Origin of the sequence: Bradyrhizobium sp. CB1015 (genome assembly GCF_025200925.1) — a bacterium.
GTDB lineage: Bacteria > Pseudomonadota > Alphaproteobacteria > Rhizobiales > Xanthobacteraceae > Bradyrhizobium.
Map to the genome: position 1 here is coordinate 7,984,541 of NZ_CP104174.1, position 15,335 is coordinate 7,999,875.

A 15,335-nucleotide genomic window follows, 5' to 3' on the forward strand; every position below is an offset into this window, starting at 1 on the left:
ATAAGCGAAATTTTGCCCTCAGCCCAATTTTCACTCTTTTTCCAGCCGCTTCGCCCAGGCCTTGGCCTGGGACGTCACATTCTTCGGCGCAGTGCCGCCAAAGCTGGTCCGGCTCTTCACCGACGATTCGACCGAGAGCACGCCGAGCACGTCCTTGGTGATTTTGGGCTCGATCGCCTGCATCTCCTTGAGCGGCAGCTCGTGCAGCGCGACGCCGCCCTCGGCGGCCTTGGCGACGATACGGCCGGTGACGTGGTGGGCCTCGCGGAACGGCAGCTTCAGCGTCCGCACCAGCCAGTCGGCGAGGTCGGTCGCCGTCGCGTAACCCTCGCCCGCGGCCGCCTTCATCTTGGCTTCGTCGGGAACGAGATCACGGACCATGCCGGTCATGGCGCGGATTGCCAGCGACAGCGCGGCAAACCCCTCCATGGCGCCCTGCTTGTCCTCCTGCATGTCCTTTTGATAGGCGAGCGGCAGGCCCTTCATGACGATCAACAGGCCGTTGAGCGCGCCGATGACGCGGCCGGTCTTGGCGCGCACGAGCTCGGCGGCATCCGGGTTGCGCTTCTGCGGCATGATCGAGGAGCCGGTAGTGAACTTGTCGCTGAGCCGGATCATCCCGACCAGCGGCGAGGTCCAGATCACGATCTCCTCGGCAAAGCGCGACATGTGCACGGCGCAGATCGAGGCGGCCGACAGCGTCTCCAGCACGAAGTCGCGGTCGGAGACGGCATCGAGCGAGTTCGCCATCGGGCGGTCGAAGAGGAGCGCCTTCGCGGTGGCGTGGCGGTCGATCGGGAACGAGGTGCCGGCGAGCGCGGCCGCGCCCAGCGGCGATTCGTTGAGCCGCTTGCGGGCGTCCTGGAAGCGGCCGCGGTCGCGCGCGGCCATCTCGACATAGGCGAGCAGGTGATGGCCGAAAGTGACGGGCTGCGCCGTCTGCAGATGCGTGAAGCCGGGCATCACGGTTGCGGCGTGCTCCAGCGCGCGCTCCACCAGCGCCTGCTGGAACGCGGCGAGCGCGGCATCGGTCTCGTCGATGACGTCGCGGACGTACAGGCGGAAATCAGTCGCGACCTGGTCATTGCGCGAGCGCGCGGTGTGCAGCCGTCCGGCGGAGGGGCCGATCAGCTCGGACAGGCGGCTCTCGACATTCATATGAATGTCCTCGAGAGCACGCTTGAACTTAAAGCCGCCGTTGCCGATCTCTGACAGGATTGTGTCTAGACCCTTGCCGATATTTTTCGCATCAGAAGCCGTGATGATGCCTTGATTGGCCAACATCGCGGCGTGAGCCTTGGACGCGGCAATGTCCTGGGCGAAGAGGTGACGATCGACGTCGATGGAGACGTTGATCTCTTCCATGATCTCGTCGGGACGTTCCGAGAACCGGCCGCCCCACATCTTGTTGCTCATGATCCCATGCTCACGCCTGATTTGCCGCACGTTTGCTGGCCGAGGCCAGCCGTATTAAGAGGCCCCTGATAGCCATATCTGCGACCGGATGACAAACGATATGCTCGACCAGAAGCCCTCCGCCACGCGCCGCATCCCCCTCGTCATCGCCACTGTGGCGATCGGCGGGCTGGCCGGCTTCGCCGCGCTGTACGGGCTCGGCCTGAGCCGGGCGCCGTCAGGCGATCCGACCTGCAAGGCGGCGGTGGCGACGGCGCAGAAGCTCGCCCCGCTCGCCCATGGTGAGGTGGCGGCGCTGACCATGGCAAGCGCCCCGCTGAAGCTGCCCGACCTCGCCTTCGAGGATTCCGAGGGCAAGTCGAAGAAACTGTCCGACTTCCGCGGCAAGACCCTGCTGGTGAACCTCTGGGCGACCTGGTGCGTGCCTTGTCGAAAAGAGATGCCGGCGCTGGACGAGCTCCAGGGCAAGCTGTCGGGCCCGAATTTCGAGGTGGTGGCGATCAACATCGACACCCGCGACCCGGAGAAGCCGAAAACCTTCCTGAAAGAGGCCAATCTTGTCAGGCTCGGCTATTTCAGTGACCAGAAAGCCAAGGTTTTTCAGGATCTTAAAGCCGTTGGTCGGGCGCTGGGCATGCCCACCTCGGTGCTGGTGGACCCGCAGGGGTGCGAAATCGCGACGATCGCGGGGCCGGCGGAATGGGCGAGCGAGGATGCGCTGAAGCTGATCCGGGCGGCGACCGGAAAGGCCGCCGCGTCGCTTTAGGACTTAGGCGCTGACGTTGAGATTGCCGCCGACGCCAGGGCCGACATTGGCGAGCGAGGGCTGACCGGCGCCGAGCAGCGTCAGGACCGTGGATTTCTCCATATCCGCGTTCTGCTTGGTCAGCGTCGCCGCAATATTCGACTGCAGCGCGCCTTGCTGTGCGGCCAGCATGGTGCTGACCATTGCCATCATGTCCATTACGCGAACCCTCGTACCGGCCGTAACCTAGGCGCGAGAGGTTAACGAGAGATGAGCGCAGAAAGGTTTCATGTCCCGGACAAGGTGCGGCACCATAAGCGCGTTCACGCGCGTCTTCGACGCATTATGGTGACGCGCCGCAGAGCCGGGACCCATGCCCCAGCGTGCACGCGGCTTCCTGGGCCCCGGCTCTGCAGCGCATCGCTACGCGCTGCGCAGCGTCCGGGGCACGAGACCACCTTACCGCGTCGGCACCGGCTTGGCGCCGCGGTAGTCGTAGAAGCCGCGCTGGGTCTTGCGGCCGAGCCAGCCGGCCTCGACGTATTTCACCAGCAGCGGGCACGGGCGGTACTTGGAATCGGCCAGCCCCTCGTGCAGCACCTGCATGATCGAGAGACAGGTGTCGAGGCCGATGAAATCGGCAAGCTCGAGCGGGCCCATGGGATGGTGGGCGCCGAGTTTCATCGCCGCGTCGATCGCCTCGACGTTGCCGACGCCTTCATACAGCGTGTAGATCGCCTCGTTGATCATCGGCAGCAGGATGCGGTTGACGATGAAGGCCGGGAAATCCTCGGAGACCGCGACCTGCTTGCCGAGCCTGCCGACGAATTCCTTGGCGGTCTCGAAGGTGGAATCGTCGGTGGCGATGCCGCGGATCAGCTCGACCAGTTCCATCAACGGCACCGGATTCATGAAATGAATGCCGATGAACCGCTCGGGCCGGTCGGTGGCGGCGGCGAGCCGCGTGATCGAAATCGAGGACGTATCGGAGGCGACGATCGCCTCCGGCTTCAACACGGCGCAGAGCTCGTGGAAGATCTTACGCTTGACCTCTTCCTTCTCGACCGCGGTCTCGATGACGAGATCGCAATCGGCGAGATCGTCGATTTTTTCGGCGGGCGTGATGCGCGACAGCGCCTTGGTCTTGGCCTCCTCGGTGACGACCTTCTTGGAGACCTGGCGCGCCAGATTGCCGTTGATGGTGGCCATGCCCGACTTGAGGCGGTCGGCCGAAACGTCGTTGAGCACCACGTCGAAGCCGGCAAGCGCCGCGACATGCGCGATGCCATTGCCCATCTGACCCGCGCCGATCACGCCGACCTTCTTGATCACTGCCGCCATATTGTCATCCACCGGAACGGCGCGCGGGGGGCGCGCCCTGCCTCTCCCCCTCGAGCCGGGAGGTCCGATTTAATCAGAACCTTGGCTCGAAACCTAGATTGGATCGCCTCCAAGGCGCGCCCCACGCCAAAGAAAACGCCTCAGAAATGCAACACCGGCCGGAGTTTATACCTCCGGCCGGTGTTTTCGATGCCTTTTACTTGCCGAGCTTGCCGAGTTCGGCCGTCAGCTCCGGAACCGCCTGGTAGAGATCGGCGACCAGGCCGTAATCGGCGACCTGGAAGATCGGCGCGTCCTCGTCCTTGTTGATCGCGACGATCACCTTGGAGTCCTTCATGCCGGCCAGATGCTGGATCGCGCCGGAAATGCCGACCGCGACATAGAGTTCGGGGGCCACGACCTTGCCGGTCTGGCCGACCTGCCAGTCGTTCGGAGCATAGCCAGCGTCGACCGCGGCGCGCGAGGCACCGACACCGGCCCCAAGCTTGTCCGCGAGCGGCTCGATGTACTTGGCAAAGTTCTCGCGGCTCTGCATGGCGCGGCCACCCGAGACGATGATCTTGGCCGAGGTCAGCTCGGGACGATCGCTCTTGGCGACTTCCTCACCGACGAAAGTCGACAGGCCCGGATCAGCGGCCGCCGCCACGGCCTCGACCGGGGCGCTGCCGCCTTCGCCTGCTGCGGCGAAGGTGGAGGTGCGGACCGTGATGACCTTCTTGGCGTCCTTCGACTTCACCGTCTGGATGGCGTTGCCGGCATAGATCGGACGCTCATAGGTATCGGGGGCGACCACCTTGATGATCTCCGAGACCTGCATGACGTCGAGCAGAGCGGCAATGCGGGGCATCACGTTCTTGAAGCGCGAGGTCGCCGGCGCGACGATCGCGTCATAGCCGGACGCCAGCGACACGACCAGCGCAGCCAGCGGCTCGGCGAGATCGTGCGCGTAGAGGTCGCCATCGGCGAGCAGCACCTTCTTCACGCCGGCGAGCTTGGCGGCGGCATCCGCCGCGGCCTTGGCGTTCTGGCCGGCAACCAGCACCTCGACATCCGCACCGAGCGCGGCCGCTGCGGTCAGGGCCTTGTTGGTGGCGTCCTTGAGCGACGCATTGTCGTGTTCGGCAATCAGAAGCGTCGTCATCAGAGCACCCCGGCTTCGTTCTTGAGTTTCAACACCAGCTCGGCGACGTCCTTGACCTTGACGCCGGCCTTGCGGCCCGCGGGCTCGGCCGTCTTCAGAACTTCGAGACGCGCGGCGATGTCGACGCCGTAATCGGCGACGGTCTTCTCCGCGATCGGCTTCTTCTTCGCCTTCATGATGTTGGGCAGCGAGGCGTAGCGCGGCTCGTTGAGGCGAAGATCGGTGGTGACGATCGCCGGTCCGTTCAGCTTCACGGTCTGCAGGCCGCCATCGACTTCGCGCGTCACCTTGAAGTCAGAGCCTTCGACCTCGAGCTTGGAGGCGAAGGTCGCCTGCGACCAGCCGAGCAGCGCGGCCAGCATCTGACCGGTCTGGTTCGAGTCATCGTCGATCGCCTGCTTGCCGAGAATGATCAGGCCCGGCTGCTCTTCTTCCGCAACCTTCTTCAGGATCTTGGCGACGGCGAGCGGCTCGACGGTGCCTTCCGCCTTCACCAGGATGCCGCGATCGGCGCCCATGGCAAGACCGGTGCGGATCGTCTCGGACGCCTGCGCCGGTCCGATCGAAACCACCACGACCTCGGTGGCCTTACCGGCTTCCTTCAGGCGCAGCGCTTCCTCGACTGCGATTTCGTCGAAGGGGTTCATGGACATCTTGACGTTGGCGAGTTCAACGCCCGATCCATCGCCCTTGACGCGGACCTTGACGTTGTAATCGACCACCCGCTTTACCGGCACTAAGACCTTCATCGATCCTCTTTCACTCAACTAGGAGGGGGGTTATCAACTGGCGCGGAACCTAAAGGCCTGATCTGCCCCGGTCAACGCGCGAACGGGTCTAATTTTGGCCTTCTGAAATGCGGGAGCGCGATGGGTCAGCGGTTCTGGCCTGGAACCCAGAGCACGTCGCCGGCGCCATTGCCGTTCACGGCCCGGCTGGCCACGAACAGAAAGTCGGACAGGCGGTTCATATATTGGATGCCAGCCGCGCTGACCGGCTCGCCCGGTTGGGCCGCCAGTTCCACGATGACGCGTTCCGCCCTGCGGCATATCGTACGCGCCACATGCAGATGGGCCGCGGCCGGCGTGCCGCCGGGCAGCACGAAGGAGGTCAGCGGCGCGAGCTTGTCGTTGAGCGTGTCGATGTCGCGCTCGAGCCGCTCGACCTGGCTCGCCACCACCCGCAGCCGCTCGGCCTTGCCTTTGTCCTTGTCTTGGCGCTCCGGCACCGCGAGATCGGCACCAAGATCGAACAGATCGTTCTGGATGCGGCCGAGCATCGCGTCGAGCTCGGGCATCTCCCCGGTGTGGAGCCTGACCACGCCGATCGCGGCGTTGGTCTCGTCGACGGTGCCATAGGCCTCGATGCGCAGATCGTATTTCGGACGCCGCTCGCCGGTTCCGAGCGCCGTCGTGCCGTCGTCACCGGTCTTCGTGTAGATGCGATTGAGTACGACCATGATCAGCGTCCCATCGCCCAGACCGCGAGCATCGCGATGATGATCGCCACGAACTGAAGCAGCACGCGCCAGCGCATCAGCTTCTGCGAGGTGTTGGGCGAGCCGCCGCGCATCATGTTGATGAGCCCGAGCAGCAGCACCAGCGCCACGGCGCCAGCTGCGGCCGGCAGGATGAAAGTACTCAGGAGAGATGCCATTTGCGGGTAGATAACACCGTGCGCAGCGGTTCGCCATCTCCCCCGTTCGTCATTCCGGCGCGTCGAGCCCGGAATCCATCGCGCCATTTGCTCTGCGGCGAAATGGATTCCGGGCTCGCGCTGCGCGCGCCCCGGAATGACGGCGGGGGCGTTCGCGATCTGGCTTTTGAGCCAATAATATCAGATGGTAGCGCTATGATTTTCGATTTGCGCCCATTGCCTGTTCTCCCGATCTCTCCCTACGCGCAGGGGGAGAGAGCAGCGGTGTAGGTGCCACGTGAAAGCGGTCCGCTACATCTACGTCGTCGTGATGGACGCGTTCTACACGTTCCTCGCCGACGACGGCTGGGCGATCGCAAGCCATATCGCGTTGTCGACGCTGATGGCGTTGTTCCCATTCCTGATCGTGCTGACCGCGCTCGCCGGCTTCTTCGGCTCCAAGGAACTCGCCGACCAGGCCGCCAGCCTGATGCTCCAGGTCTGGCCCAAGCAAGTCGCCGATTCGATCTCGGGCGAGGTGCATGACGTGCTGACCACCACCCGGACCGGCCTTTTGACCATCGGCGCAGCGCTGTCGGTCTATTTCGCCTCGAACGGCGTCGAGGCACTGCGGGTCGCGCTCAACCGCGCCTATGCGGTGGTGGAGATGCGAAGCTGGTACTGGCTCCGGCTGGAATCGATTGCCTATACGATCATTGCGGCGTTCACGGCGCTTGCCATGGCGTTCCTGATCGTGCTCGGTCCGCTCATTATCGAGGCGGCGCGGCGCCACATTCCGCTGTTCGTCGAATCCAACGAGAGCATCCTCACCTGGGTGCGCTACGGCATCTCCATCGGCGCGCTGGTGATCGCACTGCTCATCCTGCACGCCTGGCTGCCGGCGGGACGGCGCAGCTTCCTGCAGATATTGCCCGGCATCGTTTTCACCATCGTGGCGTCACTGATCTCGAGCATCGTGTTCGGCCAATACCTGGCCCGCTTTGCCAACAACTACGTGACGATGTATGCGGGGCTCGCCTCGGTGATCATCGCGCTGGTGTTTCTGTACTTCATCGCCGCAATCTTCGTTTACGGCGGCGAGCTGAACGCCGCGATCATCAAGTCGCGGCTTCCTCACGGCGTGTCGCTTCAAGCAGCGCAGTCGCTAGCGCCCGCGGAGACACAGGCTTGACCAGGAAGGCGTCGGCCCCGGCTTCGCGCGAGGCTGCCTCGTCCTCGCCGCGGCCGGACACGCCGATGATCGGGATCTGAGCCAGCGGCGTCGGCAGCCCGCGGATCCGCTTGATCGCCTCGATGCCGTCGATGCCCGGCAGCACCATGTCCATCAGCACCGCGTCGAACGCACCCTGCTCCAGCCGGTTCACGGCGTCCTCGCCGCGGCCGATGAATTCGGCATGATGGCCGAGCTCGGTCAGGATGGTGTTGAGCACGACGCGGCCGAACGGATTGTCCTCGACGCTGAGCACGCGGAGCGCAGCCACCGCCTCGGGCTCGCTGCCGTCCTTCGCCTTGCGGGTCTTGCCCGGTCCCGCCGCGTCCAGCGACACCGTCAATGTGAAGGTGGCGCCGCCGCCGCGGCGCGGAGCGACGGTGATGTCGCCGCCCATCGCCCGCGCCAATTGCTTGACCGAGGAGAGCCCCAAGCCGGCGCCGCCGAAGCGTGAGGCAATGGTGACATTGGCCTGGGTGAACGGGCGGAACAGCCGCTTGATCTCGGCCATGGTCAGGCCGATGCCGCTGTCGGACACCGCGAAGGCGACGCCGACCCTGCTTTTGTCCTTTGCTTTGCCTTTGGCGGGACGCCGCGGTCCGACGGCGAGGGCCACTCCGCCCTGGTCGGTGAATTTCACGGCGTTGTCGATCAGGTTCTCGAGCGCAGCGCGCAGGCGGACGGAATCACCGACCACGAGCCCGGGGATCTTGTCGGCGATGTCGATCTTGGCCTGGAGACCTTTGGCCGCGGCGCGGCCGGCCAGCGAATCGCCGGCGGTGCGGGCGAGCGCCTTGAGATCGAACAGGTCCTGCCGCGGCGTGCTGCCGCCCTTCCCCGTTTTGGCAGCATCCACGAACAGCGTGGCGAGGCTCGCCAGATGCTCGGCGCCGGCCTTGATGGTGTCGGCCCAGCGCCGCTCCCGCTCGCCGAGATCGGAGGTCGCGAGCAGGTCGCTGATCGCGAGAATGCCGGTCAGGGGGGTGCGGACCTCATGGGCAAAAGCGGCCAGCGCCGCCTGGACGACATCCGGCGCAACCGCCTTGGTGCTGCGCTTGCGCAGCCGGCCGGCCGGCCCGGCCCGCTTCCGAAGCGGCCGCCGCCTGGATGTCCGGGTGGTGCGCACTGGACGCGTCTTCGCCGCCATGAATCCCCTTCGAAGTACCCTCTTCGAACCCCGCGCGGGCCAAGCATGGCACGGAGGAACACCCGGAGTCACGGCGAGGTTAAGCTAACCCCCAGAGAAACTTAACCTAATCCCACCAGCTGGCAGATGGCGGCAGGCGTGACGCCGGCCGCGCGCAATTCGCGCAGCCCGGTCGAGCGGCTCGATTTCGACAGCTTCCGACCCGCTTCATCGCGAATCAGCCGGTGATGGCGATAGGCCGGCTCGGGCAGGCCGAGCAGGACCTGGAGCAGGCGGTGCACCGACGTCGCATGAAACAGGTCCTGCCCGCGCACGATCTCGCTGACGCCCTGGAGCGCGTCGTCGACAACCACCGAGAGATGGTAGCTGGTCGGCGTCTCCTTGCGCGCCAGGATGACATCGCCCCAGGCCTCCGGCCGCGCCGGGACGATGCCGCGCTCGCCATCCGGCCCCTCGCCGAGCTCGTTCCAGCTCAGGCCGGCGACGCGGCGGCAGGCGGCCGCCATGTCGAGCCGCAGCGCATAGGGCCCGCCCGAGGCGATCAGTCGTGTCCGCTCGTCAGCCGAGAGTGATTTGGCGTCGCCCGGATAAAGCGGCGCGCCGTCGGGATCGCGCGGCCACGGCCCGACGGCCTCGCGCGCCGCCACCAGTCTTGCGATCTCGGCACGGCTTTCGAAGGCGGGATAGACGAGACCGAGCGCAGAGAGCTTTTCCAGCGCAGTGCGATAATCCGCGAGATGTTCGGATTGCCGCCGCACCGGCGTCTCCCAGGCAATTCCGAGCCAGGCGAGATCCTCATAGATCGCCGCCTCGAACTCCGGCCGGCACCGCGTCGCGTCGATGTCCTCGATCCGCAGCAGCGATTGGCCGCCGGACTCGCGCGCTCGATCGAAGTTGAGCAGCGCGGAATAGGCGTGGCCGAGATGCAGGAAGCCGTTGGGGCTGGGGGCAAATCGGAAAACGGGTGGCATGGATTCTCACGAGACTTGTCATGGCCGGGCTTGACCCGGCCATCCATCTTCCAAGACTCTGTTACGATAGGAGATGGATGCGCGGGTCAAGCCCGCGCATGACGAGCAGGGCCTTCATGACCATCCACCTTGAAACCCAGTCAGATCTCGAAGAGGCCGTTCACGCGCTGATCAAGCGCGATCCGCGTCTCAAGCCCGTGCTCGAGATCGCGGGCATGCCGGCGTTGCGGCGGCGCGAGCCGGGGTTTACGGGGCTCGCGCACATCGTCTGCGGGCAGCAGCTCTCCACCGCGAGTGCCACGGCGATCTGGGGACGGCTGTCGGCGGCGTTCGATCCGTTCGACCATGACGCCGTGCGCCGCGCCCGCGCCGACCGGCTGGGGCGGCTCGGCCTCTCGGCCGCCAAGATCAAGACGCTCAAGCATCTCGCCCGCGAGATCGCCGCGCAGCGGCTGAACCTCGACGTGCTCGCGGAGGAGGACGCCGACGCGGCGCATCACACCCTGATCGCGCTGCCCGGCATCGGGCCCTGGACGGCCGACCTTTACCTCTTGTTCTGCCTCGGCCATGGCGATGCCTGGCCAGCCGGCGATCTTGCCGTGCAGGAGGGCATCAAGATCGGCCTCGGCCTCAAGGCGCGGCCGACAGAGAAGCAAATGGCGCCGCTCGCCGAACCCTGGCGTCCTCTGCGCGGCGCGGCGGCACATCTGTGGTGGAGCTATTATCGCGCGGTGAAGAAGCGTGAGGGCGTGCTCGCGGGATCGGGCTAACCCCGCAGCCGCGCGCGGTCGGTCCGGGCGCATTCGGCGACGAAATCGATCACGGCGCGCACCGCCGGGAGCTCGACGAGGTCGGGATGGGCCAGCAGCCAGAGATCCGCGACGCTGGCGAGCTTTTGCGGGGCGACGCGCATGAGATCGGAATAGCTTTCGGCGACGAAGCACGACAGCGCGGAGATTCCGATGCCGGCGCGGACCGCCGCCAGCATGTCCCCCTGGGACGAGCAGCGCATCGCTACCCTCGCCTGCCGCGTGACGACGTCACTCCAGCGCGCAAGCTGCGCATTGGAGGTCTGGTCGGCGAAGCCGATCACGCTGTGCTCCTTCCAATCGCCGCGCCGTTCAGGCAGGGGCCGCCCGGCGGCATAATCGCGCGAGGCATAGAAGCCCGTGCCGAGACGGCCGATCTTGCGGCCGACCAGGTTCTCCTCCCCGCTGTCGAAGGGCCGCAGCACCACGTCCGCCTCACGCCGGCGCACGCTCGCCGGAAACGGATGGGTGATGATCTCGAGCTGGATATGATCGTGCGCACGCAGGAAGGCAGGCAGACGCGGCATCAGCCAGTGCGAGGCCAGCGTCGCGCCGATCGACAGCTTGACGATGCCGCGCGCCTTGTGTCCACCCGCGGCGACTGCGGTCTCGGCCCGGAGCGCTGCGGCCGCCATGGCCTCGGCGTGCTCGCGCAAAGTCCGTCCATCCGCGGTCAGCGCCAGGCCGTCGGCGGCGCGCGCCACCAATCGGGTGCCGAGCTGGGCTTCCAGCGCCGCGATCTTGCGGCTGACGGTAGGATGGCTGGTGTGCAGGCGGCGGGCGGCGGCCGTGAAGCTGCCGGTATCGGCGACCGCGACGAAGGTCTTGCAAAGGTCCCAATCCATCGGCGGTCCTGTTCATACCTGAATGATCATCGGTTCATTATTGAACGGCCGGGCCGCGCCGTCCAACCCTATAATGGGATCAAATCCGCGGCCATGGGCGGCCCATCCGCCCGCGCGACAATCAACACGGAAACGCCTCGTCACCCGCCCGCCGGCGGGGCCGCGTTTCGGGAGGACATGATGGCGCTGCCTACTCTCTTGAAGGATTCGCTCGAGCTGCCCGTGGTCGGCTCGCCGCTGTTCATCGTCTCCGGCCCGGAACTGGTGATCGCCCAGTGCAAGGCCGGCGTCGTCGGCTCCTTCCCCGCGCTCAATGCCCGCCCGGTCGAGATGCTCGGCGAATGGCTGAGCCGCATCGAGGATGAGCTCGGCGAATACAGATCGCGCAATCCCGGCAAGAAGGTCGCGCCCTACGCCGTCAACCAGATCTGCCATGGCTCGAACGACCGGCTGATGAAGGACATGGAGACCTGCGTCAAGCACAAGGTACCCATCATCATCACCTCGCTGCGGCCGCCGGCGGAGATCGTCGAGGCCGCGCATTCCTATGGCGGGCTGGTGTTCCACGACGTCATCAACGTCAAGCACGCGCGCAAAGCCGCCGAGCAGGGCGTCGACGGTCTGATCCTGGTCTGCGCCGGTGCGGGCGGACACGCCGGCACGCTGTCGCCCTTCGCGCTGGTGCGCGAGGTCAAGCAATGGTTCGGCGGCGCGATCCTGTTGTCGGGCGCGATCAGCGACGGCTATGCCATCGCCTCGGCGCTGACGCTGGGTGCCGACCTCGCCTACATGGGCACGCGCTTCATCGCGACGCAGGAAGCCAATGCCGACGAGGCCTACAAGTCGGCGCTGACGCAGCACGCCGCGCACGACATCGTCTACACCAACCTGTTCACCGGCGTGCACGGCAACTATCTCGGCCCGTCGATCGCCGCCGCCGGCCTCGATCCGGACAATCTCCCCGCCGCAGACAAATCGAAGATGAATTTCGGCTCCGGCGGCAACATGAAATCCAAGGCGTGGCGCGACATCTGGGGATCGGGCCAGGGCATCGGCCAGATCACCGATGTTCCTCCCGTGGCGGAGCTCGTCGAGCGCATGAAGCGTGAATTCGATCAGGCGAGGCAAGATTTCCTGATGCGCGTCAGCGCCTGACGTTTCGGATTGGCAACAAAACGGGAGGACATCATGAAGCTGGCAGCCGCGTTGATCGGCCTGTCCCTGCTGGCGCTCGCCGGCGGCGGCGCCCATGCCGAAGGCACGGACGAGATTCGCATCGGACAGACCCTGCCCTATAGCGGCCCGGCGTCCGGCTTTGGCGCGATCGGCCGGACGCAGGAGGCGTTCTTCGAGAAGATCAATGCCGAAGGCGGCATCAACGGCCGCAAGGTCAAGTTCATCACGCTGGACGACGCCTATTCGCCGCCGAAGACGGTCGAGCAGACCCGCAAGCTGGTCGAGCAGGACGAGGTGCTGATGATGTTCGGCTCGCTCGGCACCGCCACCAACAGCGCCGTGCAGCGCTATCTCAACGGCAAGAAGGTGCCGCAGCTGTTCGTGCTTTCGGGCGCGACCAAATGGGCCGATCCGCAGAAATATCCCTGGACCATGCCCGGCATGGCCGCCTATGAGTCCGAAGGCGTGGTCTATGCCAAGCACGTGCTGCGCACCAAGCCCGGCGCGAAGATCGCGATCCTCTCCCAGAACGACGATTTCGGCCGCGACTATGTCGCAGGCTTCAAGCGCGCGCTCGGCGACAAGGCCTCCAGCATGATCGTCGCGGAAGCGACCTACGAGACCAGCGCGCCGACGATCAGCTCGCAGCTCTCGACCCTGAAGGCGTCGGGTGCCGACGTGCTGTTCGGCGTCGTGCTCGGCAAGTTCACCTCGCAGATGATCAAGGGCGTCGCCGAGATCGGCTGGAAGCCCGAGCTGTTCTTCGTGCCGACCTCGGCCTCGTCGATCTCGTTCCTTGAGCCGGCCGGGCTCGAGAACGCCGTCGGCCTGATCTCGTCGAGCAACCAGAAGGACACGATGGACCCGCAATGGGCCAGCGATCCCGGCGTGAAGGAGTATTTCGCCTTCATGAAGCAGTACATGCCGAATGCGGACCTCTCCAACTCCAATTATGCGGCCGGCTACCATTACGCGACGCTGCTGATGACGGTGCTGAAGGCGTGCAAGGATGATTTCAGCCGCGACAACATCCTGCGTCAGGCCGCCTCGCTGAAGGACGTGAAGCTGCCGCTGCTGCTGCCCGGCATGTCCGTCACCACCGGCGCCGACGACTATCTGCCGTTCCAGCAGCTGCAGCTGCGGCGCTTCAACGGCAAGAGCTGGGTCGGCTTCGGCGACGTGCTGGACGATCGCTAGCCTCGAGCGGAATAGGACAGACCATGATCATCAGCGGCGAACGCCGGATCGGCTATGACGAGATCCAGGCGCGCATCAAGCGCGCGGCGAGCGGACTGCGCACCCTCGGCCTTGCCGAAGGCGCGCCGGTCGCCATGATGCTGCGCAACGATTTCGTCTTGTTCGAGGTGGTCGCGGCCTCCGCCGCACTGGGCAGCCCCGTAGTGCCGATCAACTGGCACCTGAAGGCCGAGGAGGTCCGCTACATCCTGACCGACAGCGCCGCGAAGATTCTGATCTGCCATGCCGACCTGCTGCCGCAAATTCGCGGCGGCATTCCGGAGGATGTTCGCCTGCTCGTGGTCGCGACACCGCGCGAGCTGGCGGCGACCTTCGCCATTCCCCATGAGCTGACCGAGGTCCCGGCGGACCTCACCGATTGGGACCGTTGGCGCGACGGCCACACCGAAACCCAGGAGCCGCCGCGCCGGGCCGCGGCGATGATCTACACCTCGGGAACCACCGGCATGCCGAAGGGCGTGCGCCGCATGCCGATGCCGCCCGAGCAGGCCGCCGCCTCCGAGCGCGTCGGCGCGATCGCCTACGGCATCAAGCCGCGCGAGGGCCAGGTGGTGCTGATCAACGGGCCGATGTATCACTCGGCGCCGCATTCCTACGGCATGATGGCGTTCCGCAACGGCTGCACCATCGTGCTTCAGCCGCGGTTCGACGCCGAGGAGTTGCTGGCACTGATCGAGCGCCATTGTGTGACGCATATCCACATGGTGCCGACCATGTTCGTCCGTCTGCTGCGCCTGCCCGAAGCGGTCAGGCAGCGCTACGACCTGTCGTCGCTGCGCTTCGTGGTGCACGGCGCGGCGCCCTGCCCGCCCGAGGTGAAGCGGGCGATGATCGAATGGTGGGGACCGGTCATCAACGAATATTTCGGCTCGACCGAGACCGGCATCCCGGTCTGGCACTCGGCCGAAGAAGCGCTGAAGAAGCCCGGCACGGTCGGCCGCGCCATCGAAGGCGGCATCGTCAAGATTTTTCGCGACGACGGCAGCCTCTGCGATGTCAACGAGGTCGGCGAGATCTACATGCGCCAGACCGCGGTGCCCGATTTCGACTATCACGGCAAAGCGCAGGCGCGCGCCGAGGCGGGGCGCGACGGTCTCGTCAGCGTCGGCGACGTCGGCTATCTCGACGAGGACGGCTATCTGTTCCTGTGCGACCGCAAGCGCGACATGGTGATCTCGGGCGGCGTCAACATCTATCCGGCCGAGATCGAGAACGTGTTGATCGCCATGCCCGGCGTGCGCGATTGCGCCGTGTTCGGCATCCCCGACGCGGAATATGGCGAGCGGCTGTGCGCCTGTATCGAGCCCGACAAAGCCGAGCAGCTCTCCGCTGCCGCAGTGCAGGCTTTCTTGCGCGAGCGGCTGGCCAACTTCAAGGTGCCGAAGGAAGTCAAGTTCCTGGATGCGCTGCCCCGCGAGGCAACCGGAAAGATCTTCAAGCGCAAGCTGCGCGATCCCTATTGGGCGGACCGCAGGCCGGGCGGCGCTTAGGTCGTTCGCCGGCCGCGTCCGCACGCGTGGAATGCCGGGCCTTATTCCGTCCGGGCAGGGCCGCATGCCGACCCCGCTCGGGTTCGCGGCTTTTGGCGGGCCGCGAAACCGTATAGCGTTCGATCTCTGAG

The 15,335-nt window shown here is 65.9% G+C and carries 16 protein-coding genes; 6 read left to right on the forward strand and 10 right to left on the reverse strand.

Annotation, left to right across the window (positions count from 1 at the left end; all coding sequences use genetic code 11):
- Positions 1–30 precede the first annotated feature (30 nt).
- Positions 31–1,416, reverse strand: a complete 1,386-nt coding sequence (argH, locus tag N2604_RS37385) for an argininosuccinate lyase (RefSeq protein ID WP_260372912.1) — start codon at positions 1,414–1,416, stop codon at positions 31–33.
- A 100-nt stretch (positions 1,417–1,516) separates the two neighbouring features.
- Here argH and tlpA point away from each other — a divergent pair, with 100 nt between their 5' ends.
- The gene (gene tlpA / locus N2604_RS37390; RefSeq protein ID WP_260372913.1) at positions 1,517–2,182 is read left to right on the forward strand and encodes a thiol:disulfide interchange protein TlpA; all 666 of its coding nucleotides are present in this window, start codon (positions 1,517–1,519) and stop codon (positions 2,180–2,182) included.
- A 3-nt stretch (positions 2,183–2,185) separates the two neighbouring features.
- Here the strand turns inward: tlpA and N2604_RS37395 are convergent, their stop codons facing one another.
- From N2604_RS37395 to N2604_RS37420, 6 genes are all read right to left on the reverse strand, one after another.
- Entirely contained in the window at positions 2,186–2,380 is a 195-nt protein-coding gene (locus N2604_RS37395) for a hypothetical protein (RefSeq protein ID WP_260372914.1), read from the reverse strand.
- Between the two features lie 240 nt (positions 2,381–2,620).
- Positions 2,621–3,502, reverse strand: coding sequence for a 3-hydroxybutyryl-CoA dehydrogenase (locus N2604_RS37400; protein ID WP_260372915.1), 882 nt, complete (start codon positions 3,500–3,502; stop codon positions 2,621–2,623).
- A gap of 196 nt (positions 3,503–3,698) precedes the next feature.
- A complete protein-coding gene (locus tag N2604_RS37405) occupies positions 3,699–4,643 on the reverse strand; it encodes an electron transfer flavoprotein subunit alpha/FixB family protein (RefSeq protein ID WP_260372916.1) in 945 nt (314 codons plus the stop codon).
- A complete protein-coding gene (locus N2604_RS37410; RefSeq protein ID WP_260372917.1) occupies positions 4,643–5,392 on the reverse strand; it encodes an electron transfer flavoprotein subunit beta/FixA family protein in 750 nt (249 codons plus the stop codon). The genes N2604_RS37405 and N2604_RS37410 overlap by 1 nt, the downstream gene beginning before the upstream one ends.
- A gap of 125 nt (positions 5,393–5,517) precedes the next feature.
- Positions 5,518–6,102, reverse strand: a complete 585-nt coding sequence (locus tag N2604_RS37415; RefSeq protein WP_260372918.1) for a cob(I)yrinic acid a,c-diamide adenosyltransferase — start codon at positions 6,100–6,102, stop codon at positions 5,518–5,520.
- A 2-nt stretch (positions 6,103–6,104) separates the two neighbouring features.
- Positions 6,105–6,299, reverse strand: a complete 195-nt coding sequence (locus N2604_RS37420; protein ID WP_028178512.1) for a twin transmembrane helix small protein — start codon at positions 6,297–6,299, stop codon at positions 6,105–6,107.
- A gap of 277 nt (positions 6,300–6,576) precedes the next feature.
- Here N2604_RS37420 and N2604_RS37425 point away from each other — a divergent pair, with 277 nt between their 5' ends.
- Positions 6,577–7,470 (forward strand): YihY/virulence factor BrkB family protein, encoded by an 894-nt coding sequence (locus N2604_RS37425; protein WP_260372919.1) that lies wholly within the window; start codon positions 6,577–6,579, stop codon positions 7,468–7,470.
- Here the strand turns inward: N2604_RS37425 and N2604_RS37430 are convergent.
- Positions 7,397–8,656, reverse strand: coding sequence for an ATP-binding protein (locus N2604_RS37430; RefSeq protein WP_260372920.1), 1,260 nt, complete (start codon positions 8,654–8,656; stop codon positions 7,397–7,399). The genes N2604_RS37425 and N2604_RS37430 overlap by 74 nt on opposite strands.
- 101 nt (positions 8,657–8,757) lie before the next feature.
- Entirely contained in the window at positions 8,758–9,627 is an 870-nt protein-coding gene (gene gluQRS, locus N2604_RS37435; RefSeq protein WP_260372921.1) for a tRNA glutamyl-Q(34) synthetase GluQRS, read from the reverse strand.
- Positions 9,628–9,743: 116 nt separating this feature from the next.
- Between gluQRS and N2604_RS37440 the strand changes: the two genes are divergently transcribed.
- The gene (locus tag N2604_RS37440) at positions 9,744–10,397 is read left to right on the forward strand and encodes a DNA-3-methyladenine glycosylase (protein WP_260372922.1); all 654 of its coding nucleotides are present in this window, start codon (positions 9,744–9,746) and stop codon (positions 10,395–10,397) included.
- Here the strand turns inward: N2604_RS37440 and N2604_RS37445 are convergent.
- Complete coding sequence (locus tag N2604_RS37445; protein WP_260372923.1) at positions 10,394–11,281, reverse strand: LysR family transcriptional regulator; 888 nt, start codon at positions 11,279–11,281, stop codon at positions 10,394–10,396. The two genes, N2604_RS37440 and N2604_RS37445, sit on opposite strands and share 4 nt — an antisense overlap.
- Before the next feature lie 180 nt (positions 11,282–11,461).
- On the opposite strand from N2604_RS37445, the gene N2604_RS37450 reads away from it, so the two are divergent.
- The 3 genes from N2604_RS37450 to N2604_RS37460 are packed head-to-tail and all read left to right on the forward strand — an operon-like array spanning position 11,462 to position 15,204.
- Positions 11,462–12,436 (forward strand): nitronate monooxygenase family protein, encoded by a 975-nt coding sequence (locus N2604_RS37450; RefSeq protein ID WP_260372924.1) that lies wholly within the window; start codon positions 11,462–11,464, stop codon positions 12,434–12,436.
- 33 nt (positions 12,437–12,469) lie between these two features.
- Positions 12,470–13,654 carry an ABC transporter substrate-binding protein gene (locus N2604_RS37455; protein ID WP_260372925.1) on the forward strand — a complete coding sequence of 395 codons (1,185 nt, stop codon included), beginning with the start codon at positions 12,470–12,472 and terminating at the stop codon, positions 13,652–13,654.
- Positions 13,655–13,677: 23 nt separating this feature from the next.
- Positions 13,678–15,204: an acyl-CoA synthetase gene (locus N2604_RS37460; RefSeq protein WP_260372926.1), complete on the forward strand. Its 1,527-nt coding sequence runs from the start codon at positions 13,678–13,680 to the stop codon at positions 15,202–15,204.
- Positions 15,205–15,335: the final 131 nt, after the last annotated feature.